Genomic DNA, 19,446 nt, shown 5'->3' on the forward strand with positions numbered 1-19,446 from the left:
CTAACCACTACTACTGCCTTCATGATTCGGGACTTCCACCCTATAGATTGCACCCATGCCGGGCGCACGAAAAAAAGCCAGCTGATTTTCAGCTGGCTTTCAATCACCCTTTGTATCTGCATTTTCAACCGTGGAAATCCGCTCGAGCATGGTTGGATGGGAATACCGCAGCCACTTTACCAGGATTGGCGGATTGACCTGGCTCAAACCCGACCTCGTGAGTTCCTGGAAGGTGGTGATTGCTGATTCTTTATCCCCGGTCATTTCAATGGCATAACGGTCAGCCCTCGTTTCTTGATATCTGGAAACATAATTGGACAGCGGACTGGCAGCGAACAGCAGCACAGACGTTATTAAAAGAAATAATGGAAGAGAAGAAATGTTATCAACCGTACGTACCTTTAACAGGTGGCCCCAGCGCCTTATGATATAATTCATGATTTTCGATGTCAGCCATAGACCGATTAAAGTCATTCCTATATAACCTGCAATCCCTATATAAATATGCTTTTCGACATAATGGGCCATTTCATGTGCCATGATGAAAAGGATTTCATCTTCCTTTAGCTTGTTCAGGGTCGTATCCCAAAGGACTATCCTAGAGTTGGAACCTATACCGTTCACGTATGCGTTCAAGGCATTTGTCTTTTCCGCCATATTTACTTCAAATACGTGTTCAGCCGGAATATTAGCCTGTGAGGCAAGCGCCAATATTTCCGTTTCCAGCTCTTTATTTTTGAGCGGATAGAATTCATTATACAGCGGATCAATCAATACAGGCTGAACAAACATCAAGAACAAGGTAAATGGAATGGACAACATCCAAGCATAAAGCCACCACCTCTTCACACTTTTCTTCATTAACCAATATAAGACGGAAACGATGATGAACATCATCCCAAAATTCACCCAGAATTCGATGACTCCATCCTTCATCCACGAGGTGAAACTTTGTGTACTGATATGGTAACTTTTACTTATCCGATAACCAATGAAGCGGATTGGAAATAGTGCCAGGTAAGAAATCACGGAAAGCCAGAATAAGTAAATGCCCGTTTGGATCACTTTCCGTTTCGAGACCGCCAAAGATGACTTTTCAAAAACTTTTGAAAAGCCAAATAATAAAATGAAGAAATACAGCAGCCATTCATATGGCGTAGAAACGAAAAAAATAAAATTTCGCAGGCCTGAATATTCTTCGCTAAGCTTTAGTTCCCTAGCATTCAAAAATGTTGCAGGGTCTGCTGCAGTACCACGCAATGCTTCGGGAATGGAAGTATCCGCCCCGTAAAAAATATACCAATACATCACTGCTGCATAAAAGATAAATAATAGAATCGCTCTTCCTGCCCATTTTCTAACCATGATGCCCCTCCTTAAACGAATCTCCCTCTTATTAGTTTAATCCAAAATGGACAGGTTAGAACCCCATTTTCCTTCTATAATTATTTATTCCATAAATGTTCAAACAATCTTGATCATTAAATGCACTTCACGATGATATGGTCTGGAAATACAAGGAGGCGGAACATATAGCTTGTACCAGAGACATTTAAGATAAATGAAGCGGAGGATGGGAGGCATTACAAGGTATAGGTGAAGAAATAAAAAGGATCGCAGACCCGTCGATTTTCTTTTTCGGGATTAAGGCACCGCCTAATTTGTCCATACTGCCGCCACCCATATTTGATTTAAGATGAAAATCGTCTCATCAAAGTCCTTGCGGTGAATATGAATCCGATAAAGAACCAGGGTAGGCCATTTTGAAACAAGCCAATTAACGGAGCGGAGGGCTTTAGTGGTCATCCCTTCACGATGCTATTTTTAAAACTATACAAAAGTGCCATAAGCTTCGGGCGATTCAGTTTTCTGTATACCCTGCACCGTGCCGATGGATAGAAAAAGTTTTTTTGAAATTTGCTAATTCGTTTGGCATTCAGTGAGCAGAATAAGCAGTTCATGCTCGCGTTTGGAAAAAGACCCTCTAATTTTTCTATTTCCTTGCCCGAAGATATTGGTGATTTTTCACCACCTGCTGCAGCTTCTTCAATAGAAAAGGTTTAAGTGAATTAAAGATAAAATCAAAATTCAAACTATAAAAGGCCATCACCCGTTTGCCTTCAGGATGATAGCCTTCTTTTTTGTTCCTCATCAATGAGTGTATCAAGTCTCATGATGCTTTCCTTTGCCCGGAGAAAATCAATTTTGCGGTAATGGTGTTTTCCACCTTCTTCTTCATCTTTTTCGTCGGCCCATTTGACGACCTGCTGAAGCGGTGTTCGAATAATATCATTTGAAGGTAAAAACGAATCGGTGTGAAATAAAATGGCGAGGGAAATGGTCTTTGCCTTTATCGGGTTCTCTCCCAAACGGATTAACAGTTTATGTGCTCGTTCTGCACCTTTAATAGGATGGATATCATTTTGTTTGTACAGATCATAATCCCACTTACCATTGCGATACCAGGTGAAATGGCCCATATCATGCAGAAGTCCTGCTTTAGCCGCAATATCAGGGTCTATCTTATATTCGTTTGCTAGGTGAAACGAATGATAGGCTACCGCAATCGCATGTGCCAGACCTGAACGGTTCAAGTATTTTTGAGCAATGGGATGTGTAAAAACATCTAAAAGCTTTACATCTCTCATCTAAACCCTCCTTACAATTATGTGGAAATTTTTAATGACAATCATAACTCTTTTCGAAACAAGAATCAAGGCTTTAAGCTACCCCGATATATTTTATGCAGCGAGATGCACATTGGTTGTACAAAAAAAGGGCCATTGCAAGTTATAGGCAATGGTCTCCTTCTGATTAGCCAAATTCAGTTTTGTATAACATGGGTTTTTAAGGAACGTCGTAAAATTTTACCGGTTGTGTTTTTTGGCAATTCATCCAAAAACTCAATTTTTGCCGGAACCTTATATTTAGCCAAGTGTTCCATGCAATAGGCAAGTAGTTCTTCCTCGGTCAATGCACTGTTTTTCTTTACCACGAAGCAGTGAACAACTTCTCCCTGATTAGGATCCGGCACGCCTATAGCCGCTGCCTCAACTACTTCAGGATGGCCGTACAGAATCTCTTCCACTTCACGTGGATAGACATTATAGCCACCGACGATGATTAGTTCCTTCTTACGGTCTACAATGAAAAGATACCCTTCATCATCCATCCTGGCTAAATCGCCTGTATATAACCAGCCACCTTTCAAGACCGCCGCCGATTCTTCAGGCATTTTATAATACCCCTTCATTACATTCGGACCTTTGACAATCAATTCTCCTACACCATTGATCGGCACCTCTTCCCCAAGCTCATTGACGACTTTGTTTTCCACTCTGAGGATGGAGGTTCCGATGGATCCTGCCTTCCTTGGACGATCCAAAGGATTGAAGCAGGTAACAGGAGATGCTTCTGATAAGCCATACCCTTCTGAAACCCTGACATTAAATTTCCGCTCGAATGATTCAAGCAGTGAAACTGGCATGGCGGATCCACCTGATATGCATATCCGCAATGACTTCAAAGCGTCTTCTTTTACATGTGGATATTGGAAAAGAAAATTATACATCGTAGGCACTCCAGCGAAAACGGTTGCATTATATTTTTTGATTTGACTGAATATTTCCTTTGGACTGAATTGCGGGACAATTAAAAGCGTACCTCCACTCAATAATGGGGCATTTACAACTACCGTTAAACTGAAAACATGGAACATTGGCAATGTCGTAATGACACGGTCATTTTCCGTGATTTTTAAATATTCACCAACATCATGTGCATTGGAGAATATATTGGTATGTGTGAGCATGGCCCCCTTTGGTTTTCCCGTTGTCCCGGAAGTATAGAGTATGATTGCCGTATCTTCAGGATCCAGTTCTGGTCCTTTATAGCCTTCATCCCCTTTCTCGACCATTTTTGTAAACGATTTCATTTTTGGATAGATGTTCAATTTGCTAGTTTCCCCATTTTCCGGCTGTGTTTCACAAATTACATACTTATCTACACTTGAGAGGATCGAGTTCATTTTCTCGAATAAGGGTAAAAGCTTATCTAATGCCACAACGACCTTTACATCGCCGTTATTCAGGATGTATCCAATCTCGTCAGGTGTGTAGATTGGATTTACGGGAATTACGGTCGCCCCTGTACGTAAAACTCCATACAACGAAATAATGAAATGTGGAGAATTGCCTAAAACCAGCGCAACATTATCACCTTTTGAAACACCCAGCCTATGTAATTCGTCTGCAAACTTCGAAACGGCTTTATCCAATTCCCCATATGAGGTGGATTGATCCATAAAATAAAAAGCTGGCTTGTCCGCCTTTCTTAAAGCAGTTTGATGAAGCTGTTCAGATAAATTCATCATTCTCCCTCCCCCTGCAAATATAATGAATGAGTAATCATTCATTTTTATTATATTAAAAGAAAATGATTACAGCAACAATTTTATCCAAATTCAAGCAATTACTGTCATAATTAGACACAAAAACCGTCCTACTTAGTCAGGACGGCATTTCAGGCTTAATATATTAGGGCCAATATTTCTTCTTTCGTTACATTGCCAAAATAATGCCGAACATCTATCTCATCTAGTACATTGCTGATAGCTTTCTTTTCATAGCGTGATCCAGTAAGCTTCTGTTCAATATCCGCAACCTCTCCGACCCCGAAGAAGTCACCGTAGATTTTACAATGCTCAATGATTCCCCTGTTAACTTCAAGACGGATATCAACAGATCCCACCGAGAATCTATGCGAGTTTTGTAAGTTGAATTTAGGCGATTTTCCGTAGTTCCACTCCCAGTTTTGATACCTTTCTTCCGAGATTTTGTGAATTTTCTCCCAATCCGCCTCCGTTAAAACATACTCAGTGACCTCACCGCTTTCCTTAAAAATATTTTGCAGTAGGAATGAGCGGAATTCTTCAACAGACATCGGTTCTTTTAAAAAATCAGCGATATTACCGACGCGGCTTCTTATCGATTTAATCCCTTTAGACTCGATTTTATCTTTTTTCACTTTTAAAGCGGATACAATGTGATCCATTTCTGATTGAAACAACAATGTCCCATGACTGAACATTCTGCCCTTCGTTGAAAACATCGCGTTTCCGGAAATTTTCTTTCCTTCAGCCAGGATATCGTTACGTCCGCTTAATTCAGCTTGTATTCCTAGTTTTTCGAGCGTTTCCACGACAGGCTGGGTGAATTTCTTAAAATTATGGAAGCTATCCCCATCATCTCTCGTAATGAAACTGAAATTGAGATTCCCTAAATCATGATAAACCGCTCCACCCCCTGAAAGGCGGCGAACAACGGTAATGCCATTTCCATCTACATAATCGGCATTGATTTCTTCAATCGTATTTTGATTCCTTCCTATGATGATTGAAGGACGATTAATATAGAATAGAAGATAGGTCTCATCTATATTTAAATGTTTAAGCGCATATTCTTCGATGGCCAGATTAATTCTTGGATCCGTAATTCCATTATTATCAATAAAAAGCACAGTTGTTCCTCCTTGTAGACTTCATTCATACCATTAATATTTCATTTATAGTTGGAATTCGAGATTGGTTTTAGCTACAGCTATTTCCCTTTTGAATACCTCTGATGCTTCTTTTTTAAGTTGATTAAGATCCCCATAATGAGGGAGATGAGTTAACAGCAAAAGCTGTACGTCGGCCTTGGCTGCTAGCATGCCAGCTTCTCTAGCCGTCATATGCCCCACCTTTGAACCATCCATATCGCTGTAAAAGTTACTTTCACATAATAAAACATTTGCGTTTTTAGCGAAATCTGCAAGCTCATCCATATATGAACTGTCACCTGTGTAAACAATCGAATGATTTTCAGCTTCAATCCTCATAGCAAAACATGGTACTGGATGTTTCGTTTTCATGAATGTGAATGTACACGGTCCTATTGTTAAGGGTTCATCAGCAGAGTAGACTATTCCCTTTGTCACATCTTTATAAGTTAACTTTCCAAATTCGGCTTCGTCTAAATCATGGCCATAAATAGGAATGGTCCTTTTCTCGCTGCCCAATATCTGCTGTATGAGCGCGGCGTGTTGCAGGACACCAACATCCGCTACATGATCCGGATGATAGTGGGATAATACAACTGCACCAAGATCCTCCGGCTTCATATGATTTTGCAGCTGTGATAGAACACCGCTGCCACAATCAAGCAGAATGCGAAAATCTTCATATTCAAGCAAATAGCCGGAACTTGCCTCATTTTTAGCTGGATATCCGCCCCAGCAGCCAATTACGGTGATTTTCATACTTAGGCACTCCTTTTTTTCTCAATGACTTCCCCATTAATATAAACTATTCTTACCCTTATTTCACCTTTTCTACTTATGTTATAAAACAAACGTTGACACATCAACACTGTTATAATACAATGTAATTATAGAAAAGCGAATAATAATACAGGAGATGATGTTCATGATTCAAAGTAGCATTGAGTTCTTTAAAAACCTGCCTCCGAAACAATGCATGGAATGCGGAAAAAAAATCGAAGAACAGCACGAATGTTATGGAAACCACTGTGATCATTGCCTTTCTGGAGAGTAGTGTTTTGTGTTTCACCATCCGCTTCCCAATTAGCAGGATGATCTCATATAAATTCAGTCTCGCAGCTGAAAACCATCCCAAATATAAAGAAGAGATACCGATGATCGGTTTCTCTTCTTTATTTCGATTCATTGCATTTTAAGCCAAAAAAATAGAATTATCACGGAGTGGATAATCCTTTGAATAAATATATTTTAAATAGTTCAGCAATTTCCTCTTTCCCTAATGGGGCATGATTCCTTTCCCAATCAAAAATAAGGGCAAGGTACATCTTTAGCATCAGGAAAGCTGTTATCTCTGGATCACAAGGCTGTATATAGCCCTTATCAATCGCAATTTTAAGTTTTTCCTTAATGTAAGATACAATGGCTTCTTCCATTTCATTTATCATTTCCTGAACGGCCGGAGTACCAATTTCCCGCTCTTCCTGAAGAAGTTTTAAAGATAATTGATGTTCCTGCCTGAACTCCAGGATTCGATAAACAGCCCGATGCAGATTTTCAAAAAAGGATAGTTGTTCATCCAAAGATTGTTCCGCCTCATATTTCATTTCCTCTATCATCCGCTGAACGATTTCTTTAAACAGCTCTTCTTTATTTTTATAAAAGGTATAAATTGTACCTTTCCCCACATTCGCAATTTTAGCGACTTGATCCATCGTCGTTGCCTTATATCCAAAAAGTGAAAACGACTTGGTCGCAGCTTCTAGAATTAATTTTTTACGATCAACAGACATTTCCCACCTCATTTCTGACCAAACGGACAAAACGGTCATTAAGTTCAACAATATCATACCAAAAATTTTCAGTCTTTTCAATAAAACTTTCAGTTTTCTAGGGAAATAATGGCCATCCTCATTACTGGACAGCCACTTTCCTAAAACAGGTTATAAAATTTCATCACCAGGATACGCTTTTCCAGATGTGGCGTATCTTTCAACTTCATTTAAAAAATATGTAGGGTCATCGCAATCATGGATGAACTGCATATCCCTTATTAACCAATCATTTTTCCTGTAATCTGTTTAAAATGATTGTGGCCAATGCATCGATGAATTCAGGTTTAACATTGGGCATATCCGGCCGGTAGTAACCTGCACCAATATCTTCCGTTACAACCTTACATTCATAATCGTTATCATAAAGGACTTCAAGATGCTCAGCAACAAAACCAACAGGTATATAAATGAAAGCTTTATAACCTTTTGCTTGATGAAGATCTCTGGTTAAGTCCTGTACATCCGGTCCTAACCATGGTTCAGGTGTTTGTCCAGCGCTTTGCCAGCCAACTGCGTAATTGGTAACCCCTGCGCCTTTTGCAATCATGTCTGCAGTTTCTTTCAGTTGATTTGGATATGGATCTCCTAATTGCAATATCTTTTCTGGGAGGCTATGCGCAGACACAATCAAAGCGTAATTATCGCGCTCTTCCGAGGTCATTTTCCCGATTACTTCTTTTAATTGGTCTACCCAATATTGAATGAATTTCGGCTCATCATACCAGCTTTCAACAGAAGTGATGGTCAGGTCACCCAATTTAGCGGCTTCATCCTGAGCACGTCCATTATAAGACTTCACGCTGAATGTTGAAAAGTGCGGTGCCAATACAATACTTACCGCTTCTTTGATACCATCATCATGCATTTGTTTCACTGCGTCTTCAACAAAAGGTTCAATATGTTTCAGTCCTAAATATGCCTTGAATTCAATTTCTTCCTGAACGGAATTCAATTGCTTTTCAAGGGTTTCAGCTTGTGCCGCAGTTATTTTTGCCAGCGGTGATAATCCACCGATCGCTTCATATCTGCCTTTTAGATCAGCAATCAATTCATCGCTTGGTCGTCTCCCATGACGAATATGTGTATAATATCTTTCAATATCCTCTTCAGTGTACGGAGTACCATAAGCCATGACTAGAAGGCCCATTTTTTTTCTTGACATCAAATTACACCTCTTTTAAAGATTTCGTTCTTTTATTGTGCATCCATTTAAGGATTCTTAGCAAATGGTTCGCTCACCTTACTTCATTTTTGATGAATATTCATGAATGAAGGCGGTCAGCCTTTTCAGTGTTTCAGGGTTTACGGAAGGGAAGACCCCATGTCCAAGATTAAAGATGTAGCCATCCTGTTCCATGCCCTGATCCAGGATCCTTTTCGTCCGATCTTCTATAACATCCCATGATGATAATAGCAGGGCAGGATCAAGGTTACCTTGAACCGTTTTCTGTATTCCCATTTGTCTTGCTTCTGGAATTGGAAGTCTCCAATCAAGCCCGACCACATCAATTGGAAGATCATTCCACTCGAGTGCCAAGTGACTCGCACCGACCCCGAACATGATTAGCGGTACATTTTCTTCCCGTAATGAAGAAAAAATACGATTCATGATTGGCTTGATGAATACGCGGTAATCTTCAACGTTCAATGCACCCACCCATGAATCAAAGATTTGGATGGCTTTAACGCCAGCTTTAATTTGTGACTTGACATAGATGATGATCATATCGGCTAACTTATCCATTAAAGCAAACCACGCCACTGGCTCGGAATACATGAAAGCTTTCGTCTTATTGTAGTTTTTGGAAGGGCCGCCTTCAATCATGTATGAAGCAATGGTGAATGGTGCACCGGAAAAACCAATCAAAGGTACCGACAATTGTTCAGTGGTCAATAATTTAATCGTGTCCAACACATATGGGATGTCTTTCTCTGGGTCCAATTCACCTAACTTTTCAACATCTGTCAACGATTGGATCGGATTGGATATGACTGGACCGATTCCCGACTGTATCTCAACATCCACACCAATGGCTGGTAGCGGTGTCATAATATCTTTATATAAAATTGCAGCGTCTACATCATATTGCTCAACTGGCAATCTAGTTACATAAGCGCATAATTCCGGCTGATGAGTAATCTCAAAAAGGGAGTACTTCTCTTTCAATTTACGGTATTCCGGCTGTGAACGGCCAGCCTGGCGCATATACCAAACAGGCACATGATCCGTTTTCTCTCCTCTCGCAGCTTTTAAAAATGTATCATTCGTAATTTCCTTAGACATTAATATCCACCTTTCAAGCAATCACGTTTCTATTTTTATTCATTACTTACATAGAATATCAGAAGGATGTTGAATTTCAAATCGAATCTCCTTAAACTATAGCTTTTTCTATAATAGAAGTATAGCCAACATATTTATTTGTCAGGAAATCGACGTTTTTATAAAAATCTCACCGATTTCCAAGCCTTTTGGTTTGATTGGAAATGGTAAAAGCATTATTCATTGGGTAAAATGGGTATACAGTTACTATATAGAAATTGGAGGGGAATTTATGAATGTATTCATCACTACAGGCACCTACGATTTTTTGAAAATCAAAAAAGATAAGCACCCGAATGAAAAAATATTACTTATGCAAAATTCTGGCACTACAGTCCTTTTACATGAAACATCAGGTAAAACGCTCTTCAGCTCGCCACGTAAATATGAAGTAGTGGATGGGAAAGGACACCTTCAAGATCATGGATATGTAGTCATGAACAATATCCCTGTCAGTGAAGAAGGACGGCCGGTATTCGAACATCGTTTTAAAAAAAGGGCCGGTTTCATTGAAAATGAACCAGGTTTCGTCGCCCTCCGTATCCTGAGGCCAATCAACTCTGAAACTTATGTAATTTTAACGATTTGGGAGAAACAAGCTGACTTTATGAGCTGGCAGAAATCCAGTTCCTATCAGGAGGTCTATAACAGCGACACAAAAGATACTATTACGAATTCCAGTCAGAAGATGTTTTCTGGTGAAGCCTATGTAACGCAGTATACATTGGTGAAGGATCCCCAAGAATAATCTTTTCCTGATCAATAAGAGTCCCATCCACTCAAGGATGGGGCTTTTCGGTTTCAGAGCGTTATTTTGGACGTCCAAATTATGAAAAGAATGTATTAAGCCAATAAACAATCCGACAAATTCCTTCTTTATTTCCGGGGAAATGTAACGGATTTATACAAAGATCTCATGTTTTTTTATAAATGCTCCTCCGTCTTACGAACTTATACAAATTAATCAAGGTTAAACTGTATGCAGCTCCTAATGCATAACCTGCCAAAATATCAGTTGGAAAATGAACGTTCATGGCGATCCGGCTGATCCCGATTAGCAGAACCAGACAAACGAAACCGATTCCCATTACCCATTTCAATGAGTTACCTTTAACTTCTTTTAGAATGAAATAAGCAACCATACTGAAGAAAATAAGTCCTAACATTGCGTGGCCACTTGGAAAACTGTAGCCGCCTGTCTCCAGCAAATGGTTCTCAGGACGCACCCTTTGAGTATGATTTTTTATCCACTCGTTTAAAACATCGCCGCCAGCCATTCCGATAGAAAAGACGGCCATGGGCAAATAATTCTTCTTTATTATCCATAAATACAGGACACATAGTAAGCTTACAATTCCAATGACCTTGGATTTACCAAGATAGGTAATGGACTTGAAGAAAGTGAACGGAATAGTATTCTCACCCACGGCAAAAAGTTTTGCAATATACGTATCGAACGCTAGCGTTTTCTCACTCTGGACTTCATGCATCAAAAAAAAGAATAGTAACAGGCAAAGCAAAACCACAGCCATCCAAGAATATTTAATCATTCATACAACTCTCCTCAAGGTATTTAATTCACTTTGGATTATTCAGAATATGATATACTATTTACAATTAAACCAATCATTGGGAGGTGCAAAATGATACAGCGATTACACGATCTTATAGATGGTTCTTATGAAGAGATGGTTTCAATCAGGCGTTATCTTCACCAACATCCTGAGCTTTCTTTTCAAGAAACCCAAACGGCTGCCTTCATCGCTGAATATTATGAAAAACTTGGAATCGAACATCAGAAAAATGTAGGCGGTAATGGTGTTATTGCTAAGATTACTGGCAGTAAGCCTGGTAAAACGGTAGCAATGCGCGCTGATTTCGACGCCTTACCGATTCAAGATGAAAAAGAAGTTGCCTATAAATCAACCATATCCGGGGTCATGCATGCGTGCGGACATGATGGCCATACAGCGACTCTCCTGGTTCTTGCAAAAAATCTGAATGCCCTGAAGGATGAGCTCGAAGGCCAATATATATTTATCCACCAGCATGCTGAAGAATATGCTCCAGGGGGTGCCAGACCGATGATTGATGCGGGTTGCCTTGATGGAGTGGATGTAATTTTCGGCACCCATTTATGGGCTACGGTCCCTACTGGAACAGTCCAATACGCTTATGGACCTCTAATGGCTGCTGCTGACCGATTTGAGATCATCATTCAAGGGCAGGGTGGACATGGAGCACAGCCTCATAAAACCCGCGATGCAATCGTAGTCGGCTCTCAGCTAGTCATGGCCCTACAGCAAATCGTAAGCCGCCGCCTTAATCCAATAGATTCTGCAGTCATTACCGTTGGTTCCTTTGTAGCCGATAATGCCTTTAACGTCATTGCAGATAAGGCAAAAATTATCGGGACCGTCCGTACTTTCAAGGAAGATGTCCGTTCATTTATAAGGGAAGAAATAGAGCGGATTGTTAAAGGAACCTGCCTAGCTGCGGACTGCACCTATGAATATCAATACGTTCAAGGCTATCCGGCTGTCATCCCACACGATGAGGAAACTAAATTCATGATTGAAAGCACTGAGTCCATCAAGGAAGTTTTGGTTACAGAGGAAATTGACCCGGATATGACAGGTGAAGATTTTTCTTATTATTTACAAAATGTGAAAGGTACATTCTTCTTTACAGGAGCCAGGCCAAAAAATGAACATACATACCCGCATCATCATCCTTTGTTCGATTTCGATGAAAAAGCGATGCTCATTGCAGCCAAAATATTAGGCACTGCTGCTGTAACCTATCATAATAAGGAGCAATCATCCCCAAAGGTGAATGAATCTTTATTGCGGTAATGATAAAGGGACGGGTTTCCCGTCCCTTACTCTTTTAGAAGTCTGATTCGGTAACAATTGACAGCCGTCTCCCCAAGTTGTTCCAACAAATGATGGTTGGCATATGCACCGACAGCTGCCCCAAACCCTGGGACTAGCTGGAACATTTTAATGACATCGATGTGATCGCGATATTCCTGCTGAAATTCTTGCCAGTCTATTTCCGGCCATTTCCCTGAGTCCCATTCTTCTATTACCCGTAATGTTTCCAGTTTTTTTCCCTCGCTCGAAAATGCCATCTGAAAGATATGGAGTATGAACAGGCGTTCCTCATATTTATTTGGATCAAAACCATATATACGGGATATTTCGAATAATAACTTCATCTTGATGCTAAGCAGTAATGGGAAATCAGCCAATCCAATTAAAAGCCCTGCCGCTCCGGTTCCCACACCTTCTATAACGGCTGTTTTCCGATAGGCCGTTACAGTTTCCGCAACCCATTCTTCTTTTTGCTGCAAGGATAGAAGCGCTACATTTTTTTCTTTAGACATATATTTCGAACCTGATAATACGGCCTCAATCATCCCTTTAATACTATCAGTAATCATTTTGTGCACTCGTTCTGGAATATAACTATTCATTTTGATTTGCGCCTTTTTGGACATCCGCTCAAGCCTGCCGGATTTCTTGGCTACTTTCTTTTTCCATGATACTAGTTCCGATAATGCCTTTTGTCCATATTCATCCATCAATTAACACCTCCATTAAATATGTATATACCCCCTACGAGGCTTTTAGTTTCAATTTTCATTTCTTAAAAGAAAAAGCTGATTTTATGAAAAATCAGCTTCTGATTAAAAGTTTTTAATTTTCTTTGTTGCATAATTTTTAAAACCGAATAAGAATACAAGTCCCATTGCCAGTGTGGCTAAGGCGGACATCCATTCCCCTTTCACTAGCAGGACCAAGCAGAAGACCAGGTCCTCAAATAATAGGAAAAAGGAAATCAGCTTTATGACTGCAGATTCTCTCATTTTTGCTGGCAATGGATAAAGTGAGACCCACACTTTCCATTCATGAGCCTTCCAAACCGGTAACAATTGCAGGGCTGTCATAAACAGGAACATAAAAGTTACAATTAAATGTGCCCATATGTTAGTGAATACACTTAAAATAACGGAGCCAATGATAGTTAAACGAAAACAAAGTCCCACATAATCATTGGATCGCAACAAAGTACGGGCGTAAAGATAAGTATACGTTGATTTTTCACCATATGGAATGAATGATAAAAGCCAGTCCATCCATTTCCTTCTTGCTACCTTCCCTTTCAAATGGGGAACATCAGTAAACATGTTCGCTATTCGATAAAAAGAATTCATCCGCTTATTTTCCAGTTCCACCAGCCGCTCCCACTTCAACACAAAATCTTTAGTTGCGCTCCGGTAATACATGTAAAGCCCTAACAATAATAAAATGGTTATAAGTGCAAACAGTATATTTGCCCTTGAACAGATGAAATAGAGCATCACTCCATTAAGTAAAAAGCGGATTAAGGCGTCCCACTTGCTCACTGATGTATCTTGATATTTCAATACTTGCCAACGCATAGTTAAATTCAAAAACTTCAAAATAAGCAATACAACCAGGATGATTCCAAAGTCTGTTCCTCCTGCACCCGTAACCTTCGTATACATTGGAATAAATGCAATTAGGACAACCAGAAGGATAAAGCCCTGCATGACCCAACTTAATACCAGAGAATTCTTGAAATAGCTTTTCAACTTCGTTTCAAGCGGAAGTAAGAATACCGTATCAGGTTCTTTCAAAAAAGTATTTATCGGGCTTCTGGTTACAATCATCGATAAAACAAAGGCCATGATCATTTCAGCCGGGAAATCACTTTTTAACGTCTTCACCCAATCGCTGTAATAATAAGCTAAACCACCAAGAACCAATACCATGACAAAAACCAGATGGCCGTTAAAAATGTAACGAAGATATTTTTGCGTTTCATTTATATAGCCTAAATATCTTTCCTTCCAGAGATTTTGACTATTCATGACCGATTTCTTCTTTCGTCAATTGAACATATAAATCGTCAAGAGTTGCCCCCGGCATGGAAAATTGTTCACGAAGCTGTTCAAGATTGCCTTTTGCCCGAATCTCCCCATTATGCAGGATGATGAAAGAATCACAATACCGCTCGGCTGTAGCCAGTATGTGTGTTGACATTAAAATTCCCGCTCCGCTCTCTTTCATTTTCCTCATCAAATCAAGCAGGGATTGAATGCCTAATGGATCAAGACCTACGAAGGGTTCGTCGACGATATATAAAGACGGCTGTACTAAAAAGGCGCACATTATCATGACCTTTTGCTTCATTCCTTTTGAAAAATGCGCCGGAAACCATTTAAGTCTTTTCTCCATATGAAATTCCTTTAACAGAACGTCCATCCTTTCTTTATATGTGGATTCCTCCAAACCATGCGCCATGGCCGTCAGCTTTAAATGCTCCTCAAGTGTAAGCTCATCATACAAGATTGGAGTTTCTGGAACATAAGTGAATTGCTTACGATATGTATCCGGGTCCTGGGCAAGTGTTTTGCCATGAATCGAAACACTTCCGCCTTTCGGCTCCATGAGTCCGATGATATGTTTAATCGTCGTACTTTTCCCAGCCCCATTGAGTCCGATTAACCCTACTAACTCATTTGGTTGAATGTCAAAGCTAATTCCCTTTAGAACGGGCGTTTTCGTGTAACCGCCAACTAATTGCTTGATTTCCAATAAGGACATATAAACGATCCTTTCTATATAGAGGTTCTTATTTCCATTTTATCAAATTATCCTGCTTTTATATAGTCGAGTGTTCCCGGAACAAAATTTCCATAAATAACTAATTATATTTTTCCTGCTTGGTGGTCATCATAAATAAGGAAGAAGGGGTTAGTCATTACGTGTGATTCACATCATATTGTAAATGAGGTGTCAGTTAAAGACGTATTACACTGAAATACCCAAATGTTTTATTACAAATGATTCACATCATATTGTAAATGAGGTGTCAGTTAAAGACGTAAAACTGAATTAAACCAGAAGCTTCATTTAAAAAAATCGTTTCGAGCAAGGAGATGGTTCTCTTGCACGTAAAAGCAGAAAAATCATTCAATAATTATCAATTATGCTTTGTAAGTTGATGAAACTTTAAAGATATAGGAGATGGTTGCTTTGAATGGAAAATCTCTAATCAGATAATAACCGTATTTTACTAAAATGTAGATGAGGTGTTTGTCGCAGAGAATTTATGCTAATGCGAATTTTGAAGCCCCCCCCCCCTTTTTCAAACAAGCAGGGTGCAACTTAATGTTGCATCCTGTTTTTATGATTTTTCCTTTTCCCAAGGATTCATGCTATGGTACGATTAACCAAATACATTAACTTCTAAAGGAGCGTTTTTTAATGAGTGATTGCATTTTCTGCAAAATAATCGATGGAGAAATACCAAGTACCAAAGTCTTCGAAAATGAACATGTACTGGCCTTTCTAGATATCAGTCAAGTAACAAAAGGCCATACCCTGGTAATACCTAAAGTACATAAGGAAAATCTATATGAGTTGACACCTGAAATTGCCAAGAATCTTTTTGAGGTGGTACCTGAAATTGCCCGTGCCATGAAACAGGAATTCCAACCTGTAGGCCTGAATCTTTTAAATAATAACGGGGAAGCCGCAGGACAGTCCGTTTTCCATTTTCATATGCATTTAATTCCTCGGCACGGGGAAGGTGACGGCTTTGGGGCTGTTTGGAAAACGAATACACGCGACTATACACCCGATGACCTGAAACAAATCGCTGACTCCATCGCACAGCATATTAAGTGAAATTTACGCTACCTGTAAAGGGTTATTATCCACCTCCTAACTATTGGAATATTACAACTTACGTTCAACGGTTTCTCTAAAATAGCTCGGTTATACGTGACAAAAAACACCCTAAATAGGTCCTCACTTAAAGTGAGGAACCTATTTATTTCCTCCTCTTCTATTACTTCCTATTTCATTTTTTTATCTACCTAAAATTCTAAATTTTTCTCCTATTGAAATTAGTTTTCTGGTAGGATATAAATAGATTTAAACACTTTAACACATAGACGTATTAGGAGGAAAAAATTTGAGACGTGCACGCAATTTTAACGCTGGGCCAGCTGCCCTTCCCTTAGAAGTTTTACAAAGAGCCCAAAACGAATGGCTGAATATTGAGGATTCCGGAATGTCCGTCATGGAACTAAGCCATAGAAGTTCGGAATTCGAAAAAATTCATAACCATGCCATTCAATCATTAAAAGACCTTATGGAAATTCCTGAAAATTATGAAGTCCTTCTGCTGCAAGGTGGAGCAAGTCTACAATTTTCCATGATTCCCATGAACATTTTGAATGATGGAAAAAGGGCAGATTATGTCCTTACTGGTTCTTGGTCGGAAAAAGCATTAAAAGAAGCAAAAAAGGTTGGTAAAACGGCAGTAGTAGCTTCATCCAAAGATGAAAAATATACATTCATCCCTAAAGTTGCAGACATCGAATTGAATGATGATGCTGCATATCTTCATATCACAAGCAATAATACGATTTACGGAACACAATGGAAAGAATTCCCGGAAACTGGAAACATTCCTTTAGTAGCTGATATGTCAAGTGATATTCTCAGCAAAAAAATTGATGTTAGTAAATTCGGAATCATATATGCAGGTGCACAAAAGAATTTAGGTCCGTCGGGAATCACAGTCGTTATCATCCGTAAGGATTTAATAACGGATAATGAAAAAATCCCATCCATGATGAACTATTCTATCCATTCGAAAAATGATTCGTTATATAACACTCCTCCGACATTGGCAATTTACTTATTGTCCCTTGTATTGGATTGGGCAAAAGAACAGGGTGGCGTGGAAAAGATTGCTGAAATCAATGAAGAAAAAGCAAAAGTCATTTACGATGCCATCGACGGCAGCAATGGCTTTTATAAAGGCCATGCCTTATCAGACAGCCGTTCATTCATGAATGTAACCTTCACGCTTCCGTCTGAAGAAGCTGAAGTTCAATTCCTTAAAGAAGTGAAGCAAGCCGGATTCGTAGGACTGAACGGTCACCGTTCTATCGGTGGCTGCAGAGCATCCATCTATAATGCTGTCCCTTTATCCCATTGTCAGGAGCTTGCGGATTTCATGAAGAAATTCCAGGAATCGTATAAAGCTAAGGAAGCTCAAACTCTTTAATTCAAACAAATATACCTTCTAAAAAAATAGGTCTTATGATATACTATTTTAAACTTCTTGCAACAGGCAATAGTGCATTGTTGAAGAAAAGATGTTAGTTGAGATGAGAATAGGAGAGATGAGTAAATGAAAACGAAAACCCTTGTGTCACTGTCCCTATTAATCGGGATTGGGGCTGCCCTGCATTTTATCATTCCTGGATTCTTCCTTGGAATGAAACCGGATATGATGCTGTTGATGATGTTTTTGGCGATCACGCTGTTTCCCGCGAAGAAGAATGTATTCATTGTCGCCTTGGCTGCTGGAGCCATCTCTGCCATGACAACTACATTTCCTGGTGGACAGATTCCAAATATCATAGACAAATTGGCAACAGCCTTTCTGTTTTACCTTTTATTCATCAGTCTTAAGAAATTTTCAACGTCCGTTGTCACGGTTAGTGTCTTGACTGCCGTAGGAACAATAATTTCCGGTGCTGTCTTCCTTGGTTCGGCTTATTATATCGTTTCCCTTCCAGGGCCTTTCGTTGCACTTTTCGGCGCTGTTGTGCTTCCTGCCGTACTGCTAAATACAGTTGCGATGGTCATCATTTATCCAATTGTGAACGGCATCGTAAGAAAATCTAATATACCCATTAATGCTTAAGCAGCAGGATCATCATATTTAAAAAAGCACCGGAATGCCCGGTGCTTTTTTTTCCACTCTTATGAATCTGGAGTCTAATCAGAATCATCCTCCAAGGATCAATGAATCAATATCCACATAAACCAAATCAAAAGCAGTAACCCTCCGGGAAGACCCATAGCGAAGGCTCTAGCCTGGAGCACCCTCTTAGGCGGATAGATGCCAGGAGTTTTTGCTTTTCGTAGAAAATACCCCATTCCGCACAAGCATATCAGGCCTAATAAAAAAATGATTTTCATTATTAACCCACCAGTGCCATCCATGTTCCGACAGCTTGTTTTTACTATCTATATGCTGTTCTTTCCTTTATATGAAGCATTTTTAATAAAGCTTCAAGTTATTTTTAAATATTATATATTTACTATCTAAGTTTAAAAAAATATTTTTGTGATATAAAGATAAAATGGTCTATACTCTTCCATAGGAATGAAAATTATGGTATTTTGATATCAATAGTATTTCTATCCCTATTTATCATAATTTCCAATTGATGCTTTTTTCAGCAGGGATTTAGACCATGTTAAGCGAAAACAATATTATAAAATGAGGTGATCCTAATGAAAGCAAAATCATTACTAATTGGCTTTTTAACCGGAACGGTCGTAGCGGGTGCAGCAACCTTACTTTCTACTCCAAGTTCAGGTAAAGACTTACGGACCCGCATCAAAACGAATACGGAAGAAATTAAGAATACAATTGATGAGTTAAAGGTGAAAATGCTAAATATTAAAGATGACACGATGGAAGCTACACAAATCAGCAAAGAAACGGTAAAAACCTTCATTTCGGATGTTCAGGTCGTCATCGAGAACTGGAAGCAGGAAATCGAACCCAATAAGAATGAATTATTGAAGAACGTTCAAGAAATTGAAAGTTCTTTAAAAGAATTGGAAAGGGCAATCCCTGCTTCCAAAAATTAATACACACAAGCTCGGTTCTCCATTTTTACCAATA

The 19,446-nt window shown here is 39.4% G+C and carries 20 protein-coding genes; 7 read left to right on the top strand and 13 right to left on the bottom strand.

Annotation, left to right across the window (positions count from 1 at the left end; genetic code table 11):
• Window positions 1–99: 99 nt before the first annotated feature.
• The 5 genes from SB775_RS23635 to SB775_RS23655 all read right to left on the bottom strand — a co-directional run bounded on the left by SB775_RS23635 (window position 100) and on the right by SB775_RS23655 (window position 6,297).
• The gene (locus SB775_RS23635) at window positions 100–1,365 is read right to left on the bottom strand and encodes a M48 family metallopeptidase (RefSeq protein WP_318687731.1); all 1,266 of its coding nucleotides are present in this window, start codon (window positions 1,363–1,365) and stop codon (window positions 100–102) included.
• A 755-nt stretch (window positions 1,366–2,120) separates the two neighbouring features.
• Window positions 2,121–2,648 carry an HD domain-containing protein gene (locus SB775_RS23640; RefSeq protein WP_061462037.1) on the bottom strand — a complete coding sequence of 176 codons (528 nt, stop codon included), beginning with the start codon at window positions 2,646–2,648 and terminating at the stop codon, window positions 2,121–2,123.
• Window positions 2,649–2,824: 176 nt separating this feature from the next.
• Window positions 2,825–4,369, bottom strand: coding sequence for a fatty acid--CoA ligase family protein (locus tag SB775_RS23645; RefSeq protein WP_410863624.1), 1,545 nt, complete (start codon window positions 4,367–4,369; stop codon window positions 2,825–2,827).
• 158 nt (window positions 4,370–4,527) lie between these two features.
• Entirely contained in the window at window positions 4,528–5,517 is a 990-nt protein-coding gene (lplA, locus tag SB775_RS23650) for a lipoate--protein ligase (RefSeq protein WP_284471493.1), read from the bottom strand.
• A 45-nt stretch (window positions 5,518–5,562) separates the two neighbouring features.
• On the bottom strand, window positions 5,563–6,297 hold the full coding sequence (locus SB775_RS23655; RefSeq protein WP_061462035.1) for an MBL fold metallo-hydrolase: 735 nt from the start codon (window positions 6,295–6,297) through the stop codon (window positions 5,563–5,565).
• Window positions 6,298–6,463: 166 nt separating this feature from the next.
• Between SB775_RS23655 and yhfH the strand changes: the two genes are divergently transcribed.
• Window positions 6,464–6,592, top strand: a complete 129-nt coding sequence (yhfH, locus tag SB775_RS23660) for a protein YhfH (RefSeq protein ID WP_081108720.1) — start codon at window positions 6,464–6,466, stop codon at window positions 6,590–6,592.
• A gap of 160 nt (window positions 6,593–6,752) precedes the next feature.
• Here yhfH and SB775_RS23665 read toward each other — a convergent pair whose 3' ends face one another.
• From SB775_RS23665 to hemE, 3 genes are all read right to left on the bottom strand, one after another.
• A complete protein-coding gene (locus SB775_RS23665) occupies window positions 6,753–7,328 on the bottom strand; it encodes a TetR/AcrR family transcriptional regulator (protein ID WP_317778478.1) in 576 nt (191 codons plus the stop codon).
• Between the two features lie 268 nt (window positions 7,329–7,596).
• Window positions 7,597–8,532, bottom strand: a complete 936-nt coding sequence (gene hemH / locus SB775_RS23670; protein ID WP_284471496.1) for a ferrochelatase — start codon at window positions 8,530–8,532, stop codon at window positions 7,597–7,599.
• Between the two features lie 78 nt (window positions 8,533–8,610).
• Entirely contained in the window at window positions 8,611–9,654 is a 1,044-nt protein-coding gene (gene hemE / locus SB775_RS23675; protein WP_089364641.1) for a uroporphyrinogen decarboxylase, read from the bottom strand.
• A gap of 271 nt (window positions 9,655–9,925) precedes the next feature.
• Here hemE and SB775_RS23680 point away from each other — a divergent pair, with 271 nt between their 5' ends.
• Window positions 9,926–10,441 (top strand): antibiotic biosynthesis monooxygenase family protein, encoded by a 516-nt coding sequence (locus tag SB775_RS23680; RefSeq protein ID WP_410863604.1) that lies wholly within the window; start codon window positions 9,926–9,928, stop codon window positions 10,439–10,441.
• A gap of 166 nt (window positions 10,442–10,607) precedes the next feature.
• On the opposite strand, the gene SB775_RS23685 is transcribed toward SB775_RS23680, so the two are convergent.
• Complete coding sequence (locus SB775_RS23685; RefSeq protein ID WP_089364643.1) at window positions 10,608–11,243, bottom strand: phosphatase PAP2 family protein; 636 nt, start codon at window positions 11,241–11,243, stop codon at window positions 10,608–10,610.
• 93 nt (window positions 11,244–11,336) lie between these two features.
• On the opposite strand from SB775_RS23685, the gene SB775_RS23690 reads away from it, so the two are divergent.
• A complete protein-coding gene (locus tag SB775_RS23690) occupies window positions 11,337–12,548 on the top strand; it encodes a M20 family metallopeptidase (RefSeq protein WP_410863605.1) in 1,212 nt (403 codons plus the stop codon).
• 26 nt (window positions 12,549–12,574) lie between these two features.
• Here SB775_RS23690 and SB775_RS23695 read toward each other — a convergent pair whose 3' ends face one another.
• The 3 genes from SB775_RS23695 to SB775_RS23705 form a co-directional block, all read right to left on the bottom strand.
• Window positions 12,575–13,279 carry an EcsC family protein gene (locus tag SB775_RS23695; RefSeq protein ID WP_410863606.1) on the bottom strand — a complete coding sequence of 235 codons (705 nt, stop codon included), beginning with the start codon at window positions 13,277–13,279 and terminating at the stop codon, window positions 12,575–12,577.
• 105 nt (window positions 13,280–13,384) lie between these two features.
• Complete coding sequence (locus SB775_RS23700) at window positions 13,385–14,593, bottom strand: ABC transporter permease (protein ID WP_410863608.1); 1,209 nt, start codon at window positions 14,591–14,593, stop codon at window positions 13,385–13,387.
• Entirely contained in the window at window positions 14,586–15,329 is a 744-nt protein-coding gene (locus SB775_RS23705; RefSeq protein ID WP_061462026.1) for an ABC transporter ATP-binding protein, read from the bottom strand. Before SB775_RS23705 ends, SB775_RS23700 begins: the two co-directional genes overlap by 8 nt.
• 663 nt (window positions 15,330–15,992) lie before the next feature.
• On the opposite strand from SB775_RS23705, the gene SB775_RS23710 reads away from it, so the two are divergent.
• The 3 genes from SB775_RS23710 to SB775_RS23720 all read left to right on the top strand — a co-directional run bounded on the left by SB775_RS23710 (window position 15,993) and on the right by SB775_RS23720 (window position 18,453).
• Window positions 15,993–16,415 (top strand): HIT family protein, encoded by a 423-nt coding sequence (locus SB775_RS23710; RefSeq protein WP_089364647.1) that lies wholly within the window; start codon window positions 15,993–15,995, stop codon window positions 16,413–16,415.
• Window positions 16,416–16,704: 289 nt separating this feature from the next.
• Window positions 16,705–17,808: a 3-phosphoserine/phosphohydroxythreonine transaminase gene (serC, locus tag SB775_RS23715; RefSeq protein ID WP_410863609.1), complete on the top strand. Its 1,104-nt coding sequence runs from the start codon at window positions 16,705–16,707 to the stop codon at window positions 17,806–17,808.
• A 126-nt stretch (window positions 17,809–17,934) separates the two neighbouring features.
• Window positions 17,935–18,453, top strand: coding sequence for a tryptophan transporter (locus SB775_RS23720; protein ID WP_061462023.1), 519 nt, complete (start codon window positions 17,935–17,937; stop codon window positions 18,451–18,453).
• Window positions 18,454–18,551: 98 nt separating this feature from the next.
• Here SB775_RS23720 and yhzF read toward each other — a convergent pair whose 3' ends face one another.
• On the bottom strand, window positions 18,552–18,755 hold the full coding sequence (gene yhzF, locus SB775_RS34715) for a membrane protein YhzF (RefSeq protein ID WP_475722836.1): 204 nt from the start codon (window positions 18,753–18,755) through the stop codon (window positions 18,552–18,554).
• A gap of 294 nt (window positions 18,756–19,049) precedes the next feature.
• Here yhzF and SB775_RS23725 point away from each other — a divergent pair, with 294 nt between their 5' ends.
• Window positions 19,050–19,412, top strand: coding sequence for a YtxH domain-containing protein (locus tag SB775_RS23725; protein WP_061462021.1), 363 nt, complete (start codon window positions 19,050–19,052; stop codon window positions 19,410–19,412).
• Window positions 19,413–19,446 lie beyond the last annotated feature (34 nt).

It is taken from the genome of Peribacillus sp. SIMBA_075 (assembly GCF_046534585.1).

Bases quoted from the DNA above. Each gene is read 5' to 3' on its own strand.
- SB775_RS23725 (WP_061462021.1), top strand. From the start codon at position 19,050: ATGAAAGCAAAATCATTACTAATTGGCTTTTTAACCGGAACGGTCGTA.
- SB775_RS23710 (WP_089364647.1), top strand. From the start codon at position 15,993: ATGAGTGATTGCATTTTCTGCAAAATAATCGATGGAGAAATACCAAGT.
- hemE (WP_089364641.1), bottom strand. From the start codon at position 9,654: ATGTCTAAGGAAATTACGAATGATACATTTTTAAAAGCTGCGAGAGGA.
- yhzF (WP_475722836.1), bottom strand. From the start codon at position 18,755: ATGGATGGCACTGGTGGGTTAATAATGAAAATCATTTTTTTATTAGGC.
- SB775_RS23635 (WP_318687731.1), bottom strand. From the start codon at position 1,365: ATGGTTAGAAAATGGGCAGGAAGAGCGATTCTATTATTTATCTTTTAT.
- SB775_RS23690 (WP_410863605.1), top strand. From the start codon at position 11,337: ATGATACAGCGATTACACGATCTTATAGATGGTTCTTATGAAGAGATG.
- SB775_RS23680 (WP_410863604.1), top strand. From the start codon at position 9,926: ATGAATGTATTCATCACTACAGGCACCTACGATTTTTTGAAAATCAAA.
- SB775_RS23640 (WP_061462037.1), bottom strand. From the start codon at position 2,648: ATGAGAGATGTAAAGCTTTTAGATGTTTTTACACATCCCATTGCTCAA.
- SB775_RS23665 (WP_317778478.1), bottom strand. From the start codon at position 7,328: ATGTCTGTTGATCGTAAAAAATTAATTCTAGAAGCTGCGACCAAGTCG.
- SB775_RS23685 (WP_089364643.1), bottom strand. From the start codon at position 11,243: ATGATTAAATATTCTTGGATGGCTGTGGTTTTGCTTTGCCTGTTACTA.
- SB775_RS23700 (WP_410863608.1), bottom strand. From the start codon at position 14,593: ATGAATAGTCAAAATCTCTGGAAGGAAAGATATTTAGGCTATATAAAT.
- SB775_RS23645 (WP_410863624.1), bottom strand. From the start codon at position 4,369: ATGAATTTATCTGAACAGCTTCATCAAACTGCTTTAAGAAAGGCGGAC.
- hemH (WP_284471496.1), bottom strand. From the start codon at position 8,532: ATGTCAAGAAAAAAAATGGGCCTTCTAGTCATGGCTTATGGTACTCCG.
- SB775_RS23720 (WP_061462023.1), top strand. From the start codon at position 17,935: ATGAAAACGAAAACCCTTGTGTCACTGTCCCTATTAATCGGGATTGGG.
- SB775_RS23705 (WP_061462026.1), bottom strand. From the start codon at position 15,329: ATGTCCTTATTGGAAATCAAGCAATTAGTTGGCGGTTACACGAAAACG.
- yhfH (WP_081108720.1), top strand. From the start codon at position 6,464: ATGATTCAAAGTAGCATTGAGTTCTTTAAAAACCTGCCTCCGAAACAA.
- SB775_RS23655 (WP_061462035.1), bottom strand. From the start codon at position 6,297: ATGAAAATCACCGTAATTGGCTGCTGGGGCGGATATCCAGCTAAAAAT.
- SB775_RS23695 (WP_410863606.1), bottom strand. From the start codon at position 13,279: ATGGATGAATATGGACAAAAGGCATTATCGGAACTAGTATCATGGAAA.